Raw genomic sequence first — 17,489 nt, 5'->3', positions numbered from 1 at the left:
GAATATTATGAATATTGCCGATTAATATATAGACACTTTTTTGATTTTACTAGATTGAATGTTAAAGATTAAAGCCCTCAATTGAGGGCTTTATTTTTATGCATCTTTAGCTTCTAAAGCATCGGCTTTTTGTGTCCAAAGCTCGGCTTTTTCTTCATCAGCATCTACACCTAAGGCATTGGCATAAATAAAGGCTAAATCACGCATGGCTTGTAATTCACCTAAATTGGCCGCTTGTTCGACCAATTCCACAGACTTTGCCACGTCTTTTTCTACCACATCACCACGGCGATAAAAACCTGCCAATTCTAAAATTGCAGCAGGGTGCTTATGCGCTGCCGCTTGTTTAAGCCAATTATGCGCATGTTCAAAATAGGTTTTAGCTTCTTCAGGGTCAGCTTCTAATAATTCTTTGGCATAGACGGTATAGCCTTCACCTAACCAATACATCGACTCAACATGACCTAAAGATGCAGCTTTAAGCGCCCATTCTTCAGCACGTTCAATATCTTCATCATGTTCGCTGCTCATATACAATTGAGCTAAATCAAATTGGGCATCTAGATTACCCGCAGTGGCACGATTCAGCAGCGCTTTAGGCACAGAAATAGGAGTGGTCATAACAAGATCTCAAGTAAATACTTAACAAGCCTAAGCTGCTTTATAAAAAAAGCAATTGCTGTGTTATAAATTTTACTAAGTTTGGGTAAAAGCCTGACCAAAGGATAAAAAAAAGCCCGCCAAATGCGAGCTTTTTTCATAGGGTTATTATATAGCAATCAAAGCAAAGCTGATGAGGGTTAAAACAACTGAAGCCAAAGCCAACGTTTTAACGTGGTTTTCAAAATAACTTAAGCTTAAACCCACCGCCAGTGCTGAAAAACTCAGTACCCCAAGACAATAGCTGATCATATTGCTGATGCTATCTTGATAGATTAAACAACTGATTAAACCGAGTGTTAACAATATCCAACCTATTACAGTAGCAAGGCGGGTTTTTTGTGGATCTAACTCACGTTTAAATATTTGTTTTTGATGCTTCGACATTGAACATGCCAAGGCAATAAAGCCCAAATTACACAACGCCCATACCAAGATAAACCAACTCATTCGTCATGCTCCTGTACAGCTTTGCCCGCTTTAGGTTTTTTTGCAGTTAAGCCTTTATGATTCTTTACTTTGATAAAGCTAAAGGCAAACAATAGCACGAGTACCCACATGGCCAAATCAAATGAAGCAATGACCCAAATACCATTGGAAATAGTGTGCCAAAGCGGCGCGCCACCAGTCATAAAGTTAAAGATCGGTAATGCAGCAAACAGCAGTGTGGCAAGGGCTAACATGTCTAGCCATGCTTGGCGATGTTTGCGTATGAGGGCATAAATAAACACCAAACCCCATGCAATAAAGAAGCAACGAATTTCTAAAGCACTGCGTTTTTCTAAATGGGCATCAATCAAACGGTTGGCATAAAAATACACTGCACAGGCAATCGGTAAACCAATAATCGCGGTAATGTTCAGCACTTCTACTGTGCGATAACCCAAAGATTTATAGCCTTGTTTTTCTTGCTGTGGCGCACGTTTGACACACCATAACAATAAACCTGTAGCCACCATTAATGTGCCTAAAATACCCGACAAGAACAATAACCAACGTAGCGGTAAATCGACACCGCGTGCCTCATGTAAGGTGGTGGTGACATTATAAATCGCCGCAGGAACGCTTGGATTGTTTAAGCTTGAGCCATCATCAGGTTTTTCAATGCCGGTTACACCGTTATAGCTTAAGCTTTGATAAATATTACGATGTGCCACGCTTTCGCCATGCAAGGCACGTAATTCAATTTCAGCTTTAGTGGTGTTTGGGGCAATAATGCTAATTGTACCCACTTGATTATCCGGCCATTGTGTTTGTGCATGGGCTAAGATGGGCGCAAGTGCAGCCAGTGGCGCAGCTTGTACTTGAGCTTGACCACGTTCGCCACGACCGCGCTGCGGATCACGCTCTGATTGAGCTTGAGCTTGTCGGCGTTGACTGCGTTCTTGTTGTGGAGTTGCAACCAAAGCTTGACGTTGTTCTTGTAAAAATGCGCCACGGTTTTCATACACCCGCTCAATGCCCCATGGCATTAAGGTAAACAGCAACAGCAATAAACCACTAAAGGTAATCATTAAGTGAAAGGGCAAGGCAAAAACCGCAGTGGCATTATGCGCATCTAACCATGAGCGTTGTCCTTTACCCGGACGGAAGGTGAAGAAATCTTTAAAGATTTTTTTATGCGTGATAATGCCGCTAATGATCGCTACAAACATTAATAAGGTGGCAATTCCAACAATCCAACGCGCCCAAATACGGTCTAAACCATATAGTTCAAAATGGAAACGATACAAAAAGCCACCACCACGGGTTTCGCGTGCTTCTAAAACTTCACCTGTGGCACTGTCTAAAATCACACGCGTACCACCACGCCGTGCACGCGGGTCTTCATTGGCACCACGTATATTCACAACCGTGGTATTTTGTCGTGAAGTGGGCAGTTGAATAGACCAACTGCCTGCCTCAGGATGATGTTGTTGTAAATAATTCAGCGCCACTTGGCTTTGTTGAATTTGTGATTGACTTGGCACTGACTGATGCAGTTCGGGCTTCATCCAAACGGTAATTTCATTTTGAAAAAAACTTAATGTACCAGTAACAAAAATTGCATACAGCAGCCAACCTAAAATCAGGCTGGCCCATGTATGCAACCAAGACATGGACTGACGAGGGCCTTCTGCTTTTCCATCTACACGCATTTTAGTTTCCTAACCATTTAATCAAGAGCCACAGCACCAAACTTGGCACAAGAATACCTAGGCTTGCCTTGAAGGTTTTTTGCACCATAAACACCCAAATAAAAGCACTGCAATACACGCAAAAGGCAATTAAGGTGGCACTCATGGCAGCGCTAGCACGTTGTTGAATAAATACTTCGGCAATGGCAATGGCGCTTAAAGCCGACAATACGTAGCCACCCACAAGGGCCAATACAAAGCGGTATAAAATCATCAAACGATAGCTAAGAGGTGTCTGTGGTTTGGCTTTGGCTTTCTTTTTTGCAAGGATATGCGGATGACCGATTGGGTCAAGAGAATCCATGGGGGCCGGATGGTTCATGAGGTTGAGTATCTGAAAGTGATTAAAATTTTCGAAATGATAACAATTATTATTTATATTTAAAATACGTTTCAGTAAATAAAAGTTAAAAAATTCATACAGATTAAACTTGAATAGATTGAATGTTAAAGAAAGAAAAATATATCTTTGCAAAAGAACCAAGCAGTACAGCATAAAAAAGAGCAGCTTAAGCTGCTCATGATGATTTATTCTTCAGGATAAGCCACGCGTTTTAAGGCTCGTGTGTCGGCATCAGGTGAGCACAGCGAAATAAACGCATAACCGTAACCACGTAACAAATGACCTTTACGCACCGCAAGCCATGTGGTGTTTAAACCAAACATGTTGGTGGCAATTTGTTTTAAGCGATAATCTCGTTCTGTGTCATAGGCCACATCATTGACAATACCAATGCCCATACCCAATTCAACATAGGTTTTAATCACGTCGGCATCCAGCGCTGACATCACGATATTAAAATCTAAGCCAGATTCTTCAAATGCCTTGTCAATTTTAGAGCGTCCGGTAAAACCGCCATGGTAGGTGATAATGGGGTATTGTGCTAAATCCTCAATCCCAATCGGGTTTTTTTGAGTTAAAGGATGATTTTGCGGCGTGATGATACTGTGTTGCCAATTATAAAACGGCACACTGGCCAAGTTTTCTTCGGCAGTGAGCGATTCTGTGGCAATGCCAATATCGGCTTCACCTTGTAACAGCATTTCAGCCACTTCTACGGGACTGGCTTGTTGCAAGATTAAATGCACTTTAGGAAATGCTTTTTTAAATTGATTGACGATTGGGGGTAACACATAACGCGCTTGGGTATGTGTGGTGGCAATCGTTAAGGTGCCTTCGTCGACTTTATTAAAATCATCGGCTAAGCGTTTGATATTGTCTGCATCGACCAACATGCGTTCTACAATTCCAAGCAAGGCTTGACCGGGCTCTGTTAAACCCAATAAGCGTTTACCTTTACGAATAAAAAGTTGTACGCCAAGCTCATCTTCTAAATCTTTAATATGCTTACTTACGCCTGATTGCGAGGTATACAACGCAGCCGAAGCTTCAGTCAGATTAAAGTTTTGTCTGACGGTTTCGCGAATAATCCGCAGTTGCTGGAAATTCATATGTTGTTTACCCTTCGATGCATGGGGCGAATGCCGCCCCATCTTTTTTATATCACTTAATGTGCAAATAAATGTAAGGCCGATACACTGAGCCATACAGTTTGATTTGGACGGAATTGATGCAATCTTGCTTCATCCGGTGTTAAAGAAATCTCTATTAGATTTCCATCACGTCCTTCAAGTTCTGCCACCACTTTACCTGCAATCCACAATTCACGAATAAACGTGGCTTGCATAGCATTGTCTTGTGGTTGCGCATGAATTTTTAGCTCGTCGGGACGGGCAAATGCAATCACGTTGCCTTGCGGGCCGTTTTTGGCGCTATTGAGTTGAATGTGGTCGGCACCAAATTGAATCTTGCCCGCTTGGTTAATCCCTTCAAAACGATTGGCTTGACCTAAAAAGTCAAATACAAATGGCGTTGCAGGTTGCTCGTAGACTTCGCGTGGTGAACCAATTTGCTCGACATTACCTTTGTTCATCACAATAATTTGATCGGCCACTTCCAAGGCTTCTTCTTGGTCATGGGTCACAAAAATTGAAGTGATGTGTAATTCATCATGTAAGGTACGTAACCAACGACGTAACTCTTTACGCACTTTGGCATCTAAAGCACCAAACGGTTCATCAAGGAGTAAAACGCGTGGTTCAACTGCTAAAGCACGAGCAAGGGCAATACGTTGACGCTGACCACCAGAGAGCTGTGCAGGATAACGATCGGCTAAGAAACCCAATTGCACCAAATCAAGTAAACGTGTAACACGTTTTTTAATCTCTGCCTCGCTTGGACGAGTGGCACGCGGACGAACACGTAAACCAAAAGCAATGTTGTCAAATACAGTCATATGACGGAACAATGCATAGTGCTGAAATACAAAGCCAACTTCACGTTCACGGACATGTACGTGGGTTGCATCTTCGCCTTCTAAAATTACCTGACCTGAGTCTGCTGATTCAAGCCCTGCAATAATACGCAGTAAGGTGGTTTTACCACAGCCCGATGGACCAAGCAGCGCCACCAATTGACCATCTGGAAAATCTAAAGAGATGTTGTTAAGTGCATGGAATGCACCAAAGTGTTTTTCAATATTTTTAACTTGAATACTCATGAGGTCATTCCTTAAGAAGCTGAAGCGTCATTTTTTTGGCTTTGTTTTTCTTGGCGAATTTCGACCCAACTCTTTAAGATTAAGGTTAAAATTGCCAATAAAGCCAACAGTGAAGATACGGCAAAGGCGGCACTAAAGGTATATTCGTTGTAGAGGATTTCTACATGTAAAGGCAAGGTATTGGTTTCGCCGCGGATATGCCCCGACACCACCGATACTGCACCAAATTCACCCATGGCACGCGCATTACATAAAATCACGCCGTAGATCAAACCCCATTTAATATTGGGTAAAGTGACTTTCCAAAAGGTTTGCCAACCTGAAGCGCCCAGTACAATTGCCGCTTCTTCTTCCTCGGTGCCTTGTGCTTCCATTAATGGAATGAGTTCACGCGCTACAAAAGGCACAGTAATAAAAATAGTGGCTAGAACAATGGCAGGCACGGCATATAAAATTTTAATGTCGTTGTCCATCAGCCAGCCGCCAAACCAACCTTGGGTACCAAACATCAACACCAACATTAAACCTGCAATAACCGGTGAAACCGAAAACGGCATGTCAATAATGGTGGTGAGGATAGATTTACCACGGAAGTTAAACTTTGCCACCGACCAAGCAGCCGCCACACCAAACACCACGTTAAGCGGTACGGCAATGGCAGCGGTCAGTAGAGTCAATTTAACCGCCGATAAAGTATCTGGATGCACCAACGCTTGGCTATACACGCCTAGACCTTGTTTAAAGGCTTCAACAAACACCAAAATTAAAGGCAACAATAAACAGCTTAAAAAGAAAATTAAGGCAATGGTAATTAAGGTATAGCGTACCCATACCGGTTCGCGTGTGGCATCACGCGATTGTAATTTGTCTGCTAAGGCATTGGCATTGATGTTCATCGTGCAGTTCTCCCGGTACGACGGCTTGCCCACGCTTGCACGAGGTTAATCAAGAATAAAATCGCAAAAGAGATCACCAACATCACCACAGCAATGGTGGTTGCACCGGCATAGTCATATTCTTCTAAACGCGAAATAATCATTAACGGTGCAATTTCAGTTTCAAACGGCTGGTTACCGGCAATAAAGATCACCGAACCATATTCACCAACACCACGGGCAAAAGCCAGTGCAAAACCGGTCAGTAATGCTGGAAATAAAATCGGTAAAATGACTTTGGTGATGGTTTGAAAACGGGTTGCACCTAAAGCCGCTGCTGCTTCTTCAAATTCACTTTCTAAATCGGCAAGTACAGGTTGTACGGTACGTACTACAAATGGAATACCAATAAAGATTAAAGCTAAGGTAATCCCAATGGGGGTGTAGGCCACTTGAATACCAATTGGTTCTAAATATTGACCCAGCCAACCGGTGGGTGCATATAAAGACGTTAAGGCAATACCTGCGACCGCTGTAGGCAGTGCAAAGGGTAAATCCACCAAAGCATCGACAATACGTTTGCCCGGAAAACGGTAACGCACCAAACACCATGCCAGTAATAAACCAAACACCACATTAATAAAAGCGGCCAAAAGTGCAGTGCTAAAACTCAGTTGCAGTGACTTTAAAATTCGTTCGGAACTAATAATTTCAATAAAACCGTCCCATCCAATGCCAAGCGATTTAATAAATACCGCAGACAAAGGAATTAAAACGATTAAGGATAAATACGCTAGGGTAAAGCCTAGAGAAAGACCAAATCCTGGCAGCACTCGGGATCGCTGCGACATGATGACTCCTCAAAGAGAGAATGTTGACCCAAACCAATCAACGCAAAATAAAAACAAAAAACCTGTTAAGCATAGAGAGCCATGCTCAAATTGCAAATTTAAAAAAATGCTTGCCATCATCAGTAATGCTGATATGTGACATCGTGTTTTCTGAGATGAGATAATCAAAAATCTGCGGAAATGGTCCAAAACCAGACGCGACATTTACATGTCCCACCCGCCCTAAATTGATCGCTTTGACTTGCCACGCATCAGCCAAAGCTTGAGCATCATCCAATGCCAACCAAGGATCATTTTCACTGATCAACATGGTGGTGGGCACATGTGGGGTTAAGCGATAAAAAAATTCAGCGTAGTTTTTTGCGCCATCAGCTGCAAAACCGTTATGACCAAAGCGTGCCGGATTGGCAGGTGCCACTAAAATCACCTGCTTAATCTTTGCGCGTAGCTGTGGGTATGCCTCCAATGCAGCCATCGTGGTTAAGCAGCCAAAGCTATGTGCCACAATTTGGATGGGAGCAGTAATATGAGATAAGGTGTTTACCAATGCAGCCACCCAATGTTGCAATATAGGCTGGTTCCAATCGTGTTGTTGCACACGTGAACACAGCATTAATTGCTGTTGTAACCAACTTTGCCAATGCTCAGCTTCACTGCCTGCCACACCCGGCACAATTACAGTATGTATTTTAGACATGCACATATACCTACATTTACACTTTATTTGGCACTGTTGGCTTTTACAATTTGATCAAAAATGCCGCCGTTTTCAAAGTGTGTGTGTTGCACTTTATCCCAACCGCCAAACTCTTGATCAATATTGACCAATTTTAACGGTTTAAAAATATGTATATTCTTTTGTAAGGTTGCCACATCACGCGGACGGTAATAATGCTTGGCTGCTAAATATTGACCATAAGGTGAATATAAGAAGTTTAAATAACCTTTGGCTAAATGTTGTGTGCCATGTTTTTGCACATTTTTTTCCACAATTGCCACAGGCGGTTCTGCCAAAATAGACAAACTTGGGGTAATCAGCTCAAACTTGCCCGGTTGTTCACGTAAAGCTAAATAAGCTTCGTTTTCCCAAGCCAGCAGTACATCGCCAATACCGCGCTCTGCAAAAGTGGTGGTCGCACCGCGTGCGCCTGAATCCAATACTTTGGTATTTTTATAAATTTGACGCACAAATTCTTGTGCAGTGTGCTCATTGCCACCGGCTTGATGTTTTGCCCACGCCCATGCTGCTAAATAATTCCAACGCGCACCGCCTGAAGTTTTTGGATTTGGGGTAATAATGCCTACACCCGGTTGCACCAAATCCCCCCAATCTTGAATTTTTTTAGGGTTACCTTTACGGACTAAAAACACAATGGTGGAGGTATAAGGGCTGGCATTGTAGGGTAATTTTTTTTGCCAATCTTGAGGTAATAATTTTGCTTTGCTGGCCAAAACATCAATATCAGCCGCCAAAGCCAGCGTCACCACATCTGCCGATAAGCCATCAATGACCGAACGTGCTTGTTTACCTGAGCCGCCGTGTGATTGTTTAAAGTTAATGTTTTGACCAGTACGTTGTTGCCAAAATTTGCCAAACTGCTGATTGACATCTTCATACAACTCACGCGTTGGATCATAAGACACATTGAGGAAGTCTTTGGCTGACGTTAAGCTTGTCATTGAAACAAGCGCAGCAATAAGTCCAAGTTTTAAGGTTGCTAAGCGCATAGTCTTCCCCAATGAAAGTAGATGTTGTCAAAGTGAAAGCAGCATAGCTTGAGTTTTTTTGCATAAAAAATAATAAAAAATGAATTTTATATCACTAAAAAAGAAATAGAATCTCATCAAGATGCTGTTACAGCCGTTTATGATTCTTAATAAAGAAGAAGGAGCTTCAACATGCAATGTTTTAAAAATGCCAAAGCAGTGAGTGATATCCAACTCAATGATCGTGCTTTTCATTATGGTGATGGTTGTTTTACCACGGCACGTATTGTTGAGGGGCAGATTGAAATGCAAGTGCGGCATATCGAGCGTTTACAAAGTGCTTGCCAAGCGCTGCAACTACGTGCCGACTTGGTGACCATACCTATGACTTTGGCGCATTTGCCAAAAGCCACCGGTACCCTCAAAATTGTGATTAGCCGTGGGGTAGGGCAGCGTGGTTATAGTTTGCCCTCGCAAGAGGCGGATGTATGGCTGTTTTTCTACCCACAACCATGCACGCCTTTTAGCCCACAACTCATTCAAAGTGATGTGCTTAAGTTGCGCTTAGGGCACACTATGCCGGCTTTGGTGGGCATTAAAACCTTAAATCGGCTTGAACAAGTGATGCTTAAAGCCGAAGCTGATACGCGCGGTTTAACCGAAGCTTTGGTCTTAGACAGCCATGACTATATTGTTGAAGGTATTAGCAGTAATTGCTTTTTAAAACTCAAAGACATTTGGGTCACTCCTGAACTTGGCTATAATGGCGTGCATGGTATTATGCGTGCTGAAATTCTCATGCGTATGCAACAACAGGGCATTGCCTGTCAACAGCGTGCAGTGCATGTAGATGAATTGGCTCAGTTAAACAGCTTATTTTTTTGTAATGCCTTAAGCGCGATGAAAATCGTCGATCAATTTGCTGGCCAATCTTTAGATAGTGCAGCATGTGAGGCGCTGTTTTCACAACTTCAACTTAATCAAATGACTTAAATTATGCCGTCAACCGCAAAAAAGAAATCTTCACATTGGGTCAAAGCCATTTTGGTGATGCTCTTGGGTTTAAGCGTGCTCATTGCTACTGTGTTATGGGCAAGTTTATTTAAAGCCTATCCGATTACAGGCAATAAACAGATGCTTGCCATTAACCAAGGTGACACCTATTCAGGGCTGATTGATCGGCTTGCCCAAGAAGACAAAATCAGCTTTCCGATTGTGCTTAAACTGTATCAAAAATTTGTGATTGGCGAGAGCTTAAAAGCCGGTGTATATGAAGTCACTGAGCAAATGAGCGTAGCGAAGGTGCTGAGCATGTTGGCGGATGCTAAAAATGCGCAAATGAACCGTATTTTAGTGATTGAAGGCACCACGTTTAAACAATTGATTGAGCGCTTAAAAAAAGATGCATTGGTCAAGCAAGAAGTTTCACATTTACCGTATGACCAATTGCTCAAAGCCTTAAATATTCCGTATACCCATCCAGAAGGCTTGTTTGCACCAAATACCTACTTTTTTGCCAAAGGCGAAAGCGATAAGAATATTTTACTGGATTTATATCAGCGTCAAATGAAAGCCTTAGATGAAGCTTGGCAAAATCGTGCTGAAGATGTGCCTTATAAAACCCCTTATGAAGCTTTAATTATGGCCTCGATCATTGAAAAAGAAACCAATGTGGATAGCGAGTTAGAGCAAGTGTCAGGGGTCTTTGCACGTCGTTTAAAAATAGGCATGCGCCTGCAAACCGACCCGACCGTTATTTATGGTATGGGCGACCAATATGACGGCAATATCACCCGCCAAAATTTACGTACACCCACACCATACAACACTTATACCATGCATGGTTTACCACCCACGCCTATTGCTTTGCCAAGTCAAAAAGCCATTGAGGCGACTTTACATCCTGATGATGCCGATGCCTTGTATTTTGTTGCCACGGGCAAAGGCGGACATACTTTTAGTGCCACCTTGGCCGAGCACAATCGTGCTGTGCAAGAATATTTAAAAGTATTACGTGCCAATAAGGAATAATCATGTTTATTAGTTTTGAAGGCACAGAAGGTGTCGGGAAAACCACACTCATTCGTCGTATTTTTGAGAGCTTACAGGCTCAAGGTCACGATGTATTATTGACCCGTGAACCGGGTGGTACGCCCATGGCGGAGCAAATTCGTGGCTTATTGCTAGCGACTGATCATAGCGAAGCCATGAGCCATGACACAGAATTATTGCTGATGTATGCCGCACGTGCGCAGCATTTAGCCCATGTGATTGTGCCTGCACTTAACGCAGGTAAAACAGTACTATGTGATCGTTTTACCGATGCAAGCTTTGCCTATCAATGTGCTGGACGTGGATTAAGTGCAGACAAATTGGCCTTATTAAATACCCAATTTGTATCAAAGATGCCTGATTTAACTTTTTGGCTCGACGCACCTATTGAATTGGGCATGACCCGTGCGCGTGCGCGCGGTGAACTAGATCGCTTTGAACAAGAAAAAGCTGCATTCTTTGAAAAAGTACGCACAGGCTATGCGCAGTTGCATCAACAGCAGCCACAACGCATTAAACGCCTTGATGCAACGCAAACAGCAGAGCAGGTCTTTGCAGCAGCCATACAGCATATTTTGGTTAAATAATTGGCAGAATATGTGATTTAGTCACAACTTACATTATGTTAAGGTGAGCGCCTTGCCAAAACAGCTTCTGTTTTGAGCAAGGTAAAAAACAATCATCAACAAAGATTGTCAGTCGTAAAAATTGGGGATACGCATGTCAAATGTAGATCATGAGTTAGTACAACGCTATCGTGAGCAAGGCTACTCATTATCAGAAACACTGGTGGAAATGTTAAATGAACATTACAACCATCAAACTGAACGCCGTGGTTGTGGTTATACCCAAGCCACCCGTGTGATTTCAGAATTTGTCAATGTTGAACGTCATGCGGACGAATACAAAGATTTACGCCTTTTTCAAGATATAGACAGCAAAGCTTTAAAATCTGTGATGGCACAAGCCAATGCCCATGGTTTGAGCTTAGAGACATGGCGCAACTTAGATCAAAATCCTGATGTTTTAGCCTATATTGCCGAACATGACAATGATTATGCCAAAGCCCTAAGTACGCAGGTTGAATGGCAAAAACAATTACGTAAAATCAGTGATTTACTCGAATTTGAAGAAAGTAAAGTTATTGCCAATTTTATTGAAGATATTATCTTACCAAAAACTGCTGCACAAACCGGTTATATCCAACTCAATACTTTGATGGATAAACCCAAAGTAGGCTCTTGTCCAATGGCTGAGAAGTTTTTCTTAAAAATTGCCCATGACCAAGTGTTACGCCGTGGCGAGATTAATATTTTTGTAGATGATCACTATCAACCTGTGTTGATGGAAAAGCTTAATATGGGCGACAACCATTCGTGTATCAGTTTGCAGCCGGTAATTATGAATGGGGTGCGTTTACCAGAAGGCTCTTTATTTTCAGTGCAATACAACACTGAGCAGTTAACGACTCAACGTCAAAATAAGGGCTATGCCGGTTTTGTTGCAGATGTGAGTGAAATCCCAGGTTTTTACTTCTTGCGTTTAACCACGCTTGCGATTTCTTCAGCCAACCGTCGTCGTGCTTTTAGTAGCCATTTTGAACAACAAGTACAAAATGGTTTATATAGCCCAGAAACCACGCAACTGTCACAAATTTTGCAGGTTGCCAAAGCGCAATAGGGAAGAAAATCGTGCTTCATGTTTGTTATTCACCGCAATATTTTGCTCACACCCCCACCAACAGTATGGAAAAATTGGCATTGGTGGCACAAGCTTTAAATGAATACGACTATGTACGTTTTTATGAGCCTGAGGCATTAGATATTGAAGTGCTCAAACAGTTGCACGATGAAAATTACGTCAATGCCTTTTTAACCGGAGAGCCGCGTAAGCTTGCCACCATTCAAAGCTTTAAGCCATGGAATGAGCAGCTACGCGATGCAGTACTTTGTGTGAATGCGGGGCAAATTAAAGCTGCTGAGTTGGCCTTTGAACATGGTTTATCGGCCAATATTGCACAAGGCTTTCATCATGCTAGTCCTGATTTTGGTTGTGCCTATTGTACCTTTAATGGTTTGGCTTTAGTGGCCCAGCAATATCCAGATAAACGTATTTTTATCTTAGATTGTGATCAGCATGGCGGCAATGGAACAGCCGAGTTTGTACTTAAATTGCCCAATTTATACAATTTTAGTATTTATGGACAAGCCTTTGGTTGCGGTTGCTATGAGCGTGCAGAGATTCGTCACATTCACCAAACCCAAGGCAATTTTAGTGAATATCAGCATGCGATTCATGAAGGTTTTGCGGCCGCTCAAGCATGGGGCGCAGATTTAATTATCTATCAAGCCGGCATGGACTGTCATCAGGATGATCCGCATGGTTCGGCATGGTTTAGTACCGATTTAATTGAAAAACGTGAAGAGTTGGTCTTTCGTTTAGCCAAGCAAAGTCAAATTCCATTGTCTTTTGTGTTGGCAGGTGGTTATCAAAAATTGTCTAAATTGGTGCCATTGCATGTGCGCACTTTTGAAATTGCCCAAGCGATTTATTATCCTGACGAATAAAAAAAGGATGCTTAAAAGCATCCGTTTTTTCTCAAGCATGGTTTAAGTACACAGCTCTACATTCACCAAAGGTTGCTCTACGCTAAAATCTGGTGGATTGAGCACAGTTTTACGCAGTTCAGTGCTTAACTGTGGATAGTCAAGGGTATAATGTAAGCCGCGTGACTCTTTACGACTTAGGGCACAGCGTACAATCATCTCGGACACCAAGACTAAATTACGCAATTCAATTAAGTTTTTACTGACCTGATAATCTTGATAATACTCGGCAATTTCTGTTTTAAGCATCTCAATACGATGCAAAGCGCGTTGCAAGCGTTTGGTCGAGCGTACAATTCCCACGTAATTCCACATGGTTTGACGCAACTCGTCCCAATTTTGTAAGATCACCACATCCTCATCAGGATCAATTACCTGAGAATCATCCCACGCGGGCACAGTTGGTAAATCTTGCTCTTGAGTTGATTTACTTTCAATGTCTTTAGCAGCGGCCATACCATACACAAAACATTCAAGTAATGAGTTACTTGCCATACGATTGGCACCGTGTAAACCAGTGTATGAGGTTTCGCCAATGGCATATAAACCGGCAATATCGGTTTGGCTATGTTCATCGACCACCACACCGCCACAGGTATAATGTGCAGCTGGCACCACCGGAATCATCTCTTTGGTGATATCAATGCCCAATTCCATTAAACGTGCATACAGCGTTGGGAAATGCTCCATGATAAATTCAGCCGGTTTATGGGTAATGTCTAACCAGACATGACGAATCCCTAAGCGCTTAATCTCATGGTCAATGGTACGTGCCACCACATCACGCGGTGCAAGTTCTGCGCGCTCATCAAAACGTAGCATAAAACGCTCACCATCGGGTAAACGTAAATAAGCCCCTTCACCGCGCATGGCTTCGGTAATTAAAAACGAACGTGCTTGTGGATGATATAAACACGTTGGGTGAAATTGGTTAAATTCCATATTGGCAACACGGCAACCGGCACGATAAGCCATTGCAATGCCATCACCTGTGGCGATATCAGGATTGGAGGTATACAGGTAAGCTTTCATTGCACCACCGCATGCCAGTGCGGTAAAAGGAGCTAAGAAGGTATGAACTTTTTGGCTATTGTCATCTAGTGCATATAAACCAACTGCGCGGTTGTCGCCACTTTGCCCCAATTTTTGCGTGGTAATAAGATCAATAGCAATGTAATTTTCAAAAATCTGTAGATTAGGCTGCGCACGGGCACGTTCAACTAGTGTTGTAGAAATGGCACGACCTGTGGCATCGGCTGCATGAATAATGCGTCGCTGTGAATGCCCACCTTCACGGGTCAAATGCAATTGTTGTTGCTCATCAAGGGTAAATTGTACGCCTTGATTGAGCAAGAAATCTACGGATGGTTTACCGCCCTCTACAGTTTGTTTTACCGCATCTTGTTCACATAAATGCGAACCGGCAATCATGGTGTCTGAAATATGCTGTTCAATCGAATCGGTTTGATCAAGTACCGCTGCCACACCGCCTTGGGCGTAAAAAGTACTGGCATCGGTTAAATCAGATTTGGCTAATACAGCAATCTTCATGGTGGTAGGTAAAGATAACGCTAAACTTAAGCCAGCACCGCCACTGCCCACAATAATCACGTCAAAATGATGGGTTGTATGTAAATTAGACATGTCCATCCGCTAATTTAAAAAAAGTCCGACAATAACAGCGCTTTTTTGTACAAAAGGCAAGCCTAAAAATCCGATCAAACTGACAAAATGAATTTTTTTTGAGATTGAGCAGTTAAAAAAGCATGCAATCTGTCTTCAACATATTGTTACTCAATTGATCTTTGCTTTATGTTAAAACTCTAATTCCCCCTCATCTTGATCATAAATTTTGCGATTTTGCTATGAATAAGCGTATGTTTAAACAAAGTTTTTCGGGTGTTGTTGTAAGCATTGCTGCCATGACGACACAGGCAGCCACAGTCGATTTTTCCAACTTAGTTGCCAATGTGAGCCCTGCGGTGGTGACGGTGAGTGTCACGAAAAAAATGACTGAGCAAGAGTTGTTGCAACAACAAGTGCCAGAATTACTGCGACGTTTCTTTGGTCCTAATATTGTTGTGCCAGAACCGGCTTTACCGCAAGAAAAAAACAGTTATGGCACCGCATTTTTTATTGATAAAAACGGATATTTGTTGACCAACCATCATGTGATTGCTGATGCTTCAAAAGTCACCATTCGTTTAAATGATCGCCGTGAAATTGATGCCACTGTGGTGGGCAGTGACGAACGTACCGATGTCGCTTTACTCAAAGTCAGTGGCAGCAGTTATCCGCAACTGAGTATGGGCAACGTGGCACAGCTGAGAGTAGGTGAGCCAGTACTTGCCATTGGTTCACCATTTGGTTTTGATTATTCAGCATCCGCTGGAATTGTCAGTGCCAAAATGCGTAACGTGATGGGTGAAACGGCAGTACCGTTTATTCAAACCGACGTGGCACTTAATCCGGGTAATTCAGGTGGGCCTTTGTTTAATCAAAAAGGGGAAGTAGTGGGGGTCAATTCGCGGATCTTTAGTGGTACAGGCGGCTATATGGGCTTATCTTTTTCTATCCCTATTGATGTAGCTATGGATGTTGCAGATCAACTCAAACAACATGGTCGTGTGATTCGCTCATACTTGGGGGTGCAATTGCAAGATATTGACCGTACTTTGGCCGAAGCCTATAAATTATCTAAACCTGAAGGGGCACTGATTACCCAAGTGACTGCCAATTCACCTGCTGCCCGTGCGGGATTAAAAGCCGGCGATGTGATTTTACAAATGAATGGTACAGCCATTAGTGAAACTTCACAGTTGCTAAATTTGTTGCATCGCACAGCACCCAATCAAGTGATTAACTTACAAGTCTTACGTAATGACAAATTACAAAATCTCTCAGCAACTTTAGTGGTAGCGCCCGATAGCACACCTGCAAATGAGCAAATGAGTGCCAAAACAGTCAAAAAAGGTCCTGTATTGGGCATTGCGATTCGCAATTTAAGTCAAGATGAATTGCGCCGTAATAATGTGACCGGTGGGGTGTTGGTCCAAAACTTAAGTCGTGGTGGGATTGCAGCGAGTGCCAAAATTCAAGTGGGTGATGTGATTACCGCATTAGATAATCAACCGATTGACCATAGCCAAGACTTTATTGACACTGTCGCGCAATTGCAAAAAGGTCAAGTGGTACGTGTGTCGCTAATGCGCCAAGGTCAACCTTTAATTGTCGGCATGCGCATCTCTTAGACACTGCAAATACAGCCATGTTTTTACATGGCTTTTTTAATAAACCACGTTACACTGCACAAAAAAAGGATGACCTAAGCAGCATGAGTGATATTTTTGATTTAATAATTCAAGTGCAACCTGAACATATTGACGGTTTAGGGCATGTCAATAACGTGGTGTATATGCAGTGGATGCAAGAGGTGACGACTGCACACATCGAAGCCATTGGTTTAGGTTTAAAACAATACCATGCTTTAAAACACGCCATGGTGGCGGTTGAGCATCAAGTGCAATATCGTAAAGCTGCGTTTTTAGACGATAAAATTATTTTAAGAACATGGTTAAGTGATCTAAATAGCTTATACTCTATTCGCCAATATGCGTTTTATCGCTTTGAGGATCAAAGTCTTCTGTTTACCGGTTTGACCAAATGGGCATGTATTGAGATAGCCACAGGGCATCCCAAACGTATGTCACCTACATTTTTACAGGCCTATCAGCCGCTCGATGCTGATAAAAATCCTTATGATTTTAGCTTGAATCAAAATTGTGCTTAAAAAACATGCACTCGTGGTGCATTGATGCTGATTTAGCCAAATTAAATATAGCTGTTAGCAAAACTAATCATCTATAATATGCTCAAGCCTATGCCAAACATCCCTCTTCTCGTTTGGCATAGGCTTAAAAATAAGCGCAGTCTTATTTTCCTATCTTTTTTAAATGCATTTTGTTGCATAAATTCACTATATCTAAATTCACTTGAGCCT

Annotated in this window: 18 protein-coding genes; 7 read left to right on the top strand and 11 right to left on the bottom strand. The window is 42.4% G+C overall.

The window, feature by feature from the left end; genetic code table 11:
* Positions 1-96: 96 nt before the first annotated feature.
* The 10 genes from Q0017_RS06190 to Q0017_RS06145 form a co-directional block, all read right to left on the bottom strand.
* Positions 97-621, bottom strand: a complete 525-nt coding sequence (locus Q0017_RS06190) for a tetratricopeptide repeat protein (protein WP_298144130.1) — start codon at positions 619-621, stop codon at positions 97-99.
* A 147-nt stretch (positions 622-768) separates the two neighbouring features.
* Positions 769-1,110: a DUF3325 domain-containing protein gene (locus Q0017_RS06185; RefSeq protein ID WP_298144127.1), complete on the bottom strand. Its 342-nt coding sequence runs from the start codon at positions 1,108-1,110 to the stop codon at positions 769-771.
* A complete protein-coding gene (locus Q0017_RS06180; protein ID WP_298144124.1) occupies positions 1,107-2,798 on the bottom strand; it encodes a PepSY domain-containing protein in 1,692 nt (563 codons plus the stop codon). The genes Q0017_RS06185 and Q0017_RS06180 overlap by 4 nt, the downstream gene beginning before the upstream one ends.
* Before the next feature lies 1 nt (position 2,799).
* Positions 2,800-3,159, bottom strand: coding sequence for a hypothetical protein (locus tag Q0017_RS06175; protein WP_298144122.1), 360 nt, complete (start codon positions 3,157-3,159; stop codon positions 2,800-2,802).
* Between the two features lie 206 nt (positions 3,160-3,365).
* Positions 3,366-4,289, bottom strand: a complete 924-nt coding sequence (locus Q0017_RS06170) for a CysB family HTH-type transcriptional regulator (protein WP_298144119.1) — start codon at positions 4,287-4,289, stop codon at positions 3,366-3,368.
* A 56-nt stretch (positions 4,290-4,345) separates the two neighbouring features.
* The gene (locus Q0017_RS06165) at positions 4,346-5,398 is read right to left on the bottom strand and encodes a sulfate/molybdate ABC transporter ATP-binding protein (RefSeq protein WP_298144117.1); all 1,053 of its coding nucleotides are present in this window, start codon (positions 5,396-5,398) and stop codon (positions 4,346-4,348) included.
* 11 nt (positions 5,399-5,409) lie between these two features.
* Positions 5,410-6,294 carry a sulfate ABC transporter permease subunit CysW gene (gene cysW / locus Q0017_RS06160; protein WP_298144114.1) on the bottom strand — a complete coding sequence of 295 codons (885 nt, stop codon included), beginning with the start codon at positions 6,292-6,294 and terminating at the stop codon, positions 5,410-5,412.
* Complete coding sequence (cysT, locus tag Q0017_RS06155) at positions 6,291-7,124, bottom strand: sulfate ABC transporter permease subunit CysT (protein ID WP_298144111.1); 834 nt, start codon at positions 7,122-7,124, stop codon at positions 6,291-6,293. Before cysT ends, cysW begins: the two co-directional genes overlap by 4 nt.
* An 85-nt stretch (positions 7,125-7,209) precedes the next feature.
* On the bottom strand, positions 7,210-7,821 hold the full coding sequence (locus Q0017_RS06150; protein WP_298144108.1) for an alpha/beta hydrolase: 612 nt from the start codon (positions 7,819-7,821) through the stop codon (positions 7,210-7,212).
* 23 nt (positions 7,822-7,844) lie between these two features.
* Complete coding sequence (locus tag Q0017_RS06145) at positions 7,845-8,852, bottom strand: sulfate ABC transporter substrate-binding protein (RefSeq protein WP_298144105.1); 1,008 nt, start codon at positions 8,850-8,852, stop codon at positions 7,845-7,847.
* A 171-nt stretch (positions 8,853-9,023) separates the two neighbouring features.
* On the opposite strand from Q0017_RS06145, the gene pabC reads away from it, so the two are divergent.
* From pabC to Q0017_RS06120, 5 genes are all read left to right on the top strand, one after another.
* Positions 9,024-9,824, top strand: coding sequence for an aminodeoxychorismate lyase (gene pabC, locus Q0017_RS06140; protein WP_298144102.1), 801 nt, complete (start codon positions 9,024-9,026; stop codon positions 9,822-9,824).
* 3 nt (positions 9,825-9,827) lie between these two features.
* Positions 9,828-10,862: an endolytic transglycosylase MltG gene (mltG, locus tag Q0017_RS06135; protein ID WP_298144099.1), complete on the top strand. Its 1,035-nt coding sequence runs from the start codon at positions 9,828-9,830 to the stop codon at positions 10,860-10,862.
* 2 nt (positions 10,863-10,864) lie between these two features.
* Positions 10,865-11,470 carry a dTMP kinase gene (gene tmk, locus Q0017_RS06130; RefSeq protein WP_298144096.1) on the top strand — a complete coding sequence of 202 codons (606 nt, stop codon included), beginning with the start codon at positions 10,865-10,867 and terminating at the stop codon, positions 11,468-11,470.
* Between the two features lie 133 nt (positions 11,471-11,603).
* On the top strand, positions 11,604-12,563 hold the full coding sequence (locus Q0017_RS06125) for a hypothetical protein (RefSeq protein WP_298144093.1): 960 nt from the start codon (positions 11,604-11,606) through the stop codon (positions 12,561-12,563).
* 11 nt (positions 12,564-12,574) lie between these two features.
* Positions 12,575-13,450: a histone deacetylase gene (locus Q0017_RS06120; RefSeq protein WP_298144090.1), complete on the top strand. Its 876-nt coding sequence runs from the start codon at positions 12,575-12,577 to the stop codon at positions 13,448-13,450.
* Positions 13,451-13,492: 42 nt separating this feature from the next.
* On the opposite strand, the gene nadB is transcribed toward Q0017_RS06120, so the two are convergent.
* A complete protein-coding gene (nadB, locus tag Q0017_RS06115; RefSeq protein ID WP_298144087.1) occupies positions 13,493-15,139 on the bottom strand; it encodes an L-aspartate oxidase in 1,647 nt (548 codons plus the stop codon).
* Between the two features lie 215 nt (positions 15,140-15,354).
* Between nadB and Q0017_RS06110 the strand changes: the two genes are divergently transcribed.
* Both Q0017_RS06110 and Q0017_RS06105 read left to right on the top strand, forming a co-directional pair.
* Entirely contained in the window at positions 15,355-16,740 is a 1,386-nt protein-coding gene (locus Q0017_RS06110; RefSeq protein WP_298144084.1) for a Do family serine endopeptidase, read from the top strand.
* 83 nt (positions 16,741-16,823) lie between these two features.
* Positions 16,824-17,279, top strand: a complete 456-nt coding sequence (locus tag Q0017_RS06105) for an acyl-CoA thioesterase (RefSeq protein WP_367277102.1) — start codon at positions 16,824-16,826, stop codon at positions 17,277-17,279.
* Positions 17,280-17,489 lie beyond the last annotated feature (210 nt).

It is taken from the genome of uncultured Acinetobacter sp. (genome assembly GCF_947624825.1).
In the GTDB taxonomy this organism is placed as follows: Bacteria; Pseudomonadota; Gammaproteobacteria; order Pseudomonadales; family Moraxellaceae; genus Acinetobacter.
Note: the sequence above shows the minus strand (reverse complement) of the source record. Positions and strands in the feature narration are given on the sequence as shown.

Bases quoted from the DNA above. Each gene is read 5' to 3' on its own strand.
- Q0017_RS06190 (WP_298144130.1), bottom strand. From the start codon at position 621: ATGACCACTCCTATTTCTGTGCCTAAAGCGCTGCTGAATCGTGCCACT.
- Q0017_RS06185 (WP_298144127.1), bottom strand. From the start codon at position 1,110: ATGAGTTGGTTTATCTTGGTATGGGCGTTGTGTAATTTGGGCTTTATT.
- Q0017_RS06180 (WP_298144124.1), bottom strand. From the start codon at position 2,798: ATGCGTGTAGATGGAAAAGCAGAAGGCCCTCGTCAGTCCATGTCTTGG.
- Q0017_RS06175 (WP_298144122.1), bottom strand. From the start codon at position 3,159: ATGAACCATCCGGCCCCCATGGATTCTCTTGACCCAATCGGTCATCCG.
- Q0017_RS06170 (WP_298144119.1), bottom strand. From the start codon at position 4,289: ATGAATTTCCAGCAACTGCGGATTATTCGCGAAACCGTCAGACAAAAC.
- Q0017_RS06165 (WP_298144117.1), bottom strand. From the start codon at position 5,398: ATGAGTATTCAAGTTAAAAATATTGAAAAACACTTTGGTGCATTCCAT.
- cysW (WP_298144114.1), bottom strand. From the start codon at position 6,294: ATGAACATCAATGCCAATGCCTTAGCAGACAAATTACAATCGCGTGAT.
- cysT (WP_298144111.1), bottom strand. From the start codon at position 7,124: ATGTCGCAGCGATCCCGAGTGCTGCCAGGATTTGGTCTTTCTCTAGGC.
- Q0017_RS06150 (WP_298144108.1), bottom strand. From the start codon at position 7,821: ATGTCTAAAATACATACTGTAATTGTGCCGGGTGTGGCAGGCAGTGAA.
- Q0017_RS06145 (WP_298144105.1), bottom strand. From the start codon at position 8,852: ATGCGCTTAGCAACCTTAAAACTTGGACTTATTGCTGCGCTTGTTTCA.
- pabC (WP_298144102.1), top strand. From the start codon at position 9,024: ATGCAATGTTTTAAAAATGCCAAAGCAGTGAGTGATATCCAACTCAAT.
- mltG (WP_298144099.1), top strand. From the start codon at position 9,828: ATGCCGTCAACCGCAAAAAAGAAATCTTCACATTGGGTCAAAGCCATT.
- tmk (WP_298144096.1), top strand. From the start codon at position 10,865: ATGTTTATTAGTTTTGAAGGCACAGAAGGTGTCGGGAAAACCACACTC.
- Q0017_RS06125 (WP_298144093.1), top strand. From the start codon at position 11,604: ATGTCAAATGTAGATCATGAGTTAGTACAACGCTATCGTGAGCAAGGC.
- nadB (WP_298144087.1), bottom strand. From the start codon at position 15,139: ATGGACATGTCTAATTTACATACAACCCATCATTTTGACGTGATTATT.
- Q0017_RS06110 (WP_298144084.1), top strand. From the start codon at position 15,355: ATGAATAAGCGTATGTTTAAACAAAGTTTTTCGGGTGTTGTTGTAAGC.
- Q0017_RS06105 (WP_367277102.1), top strand. From the start codon at position 16,824: ATGAGTGATATTTTTGATTTAATAATTCAAGTGCAACCTGAACATATT.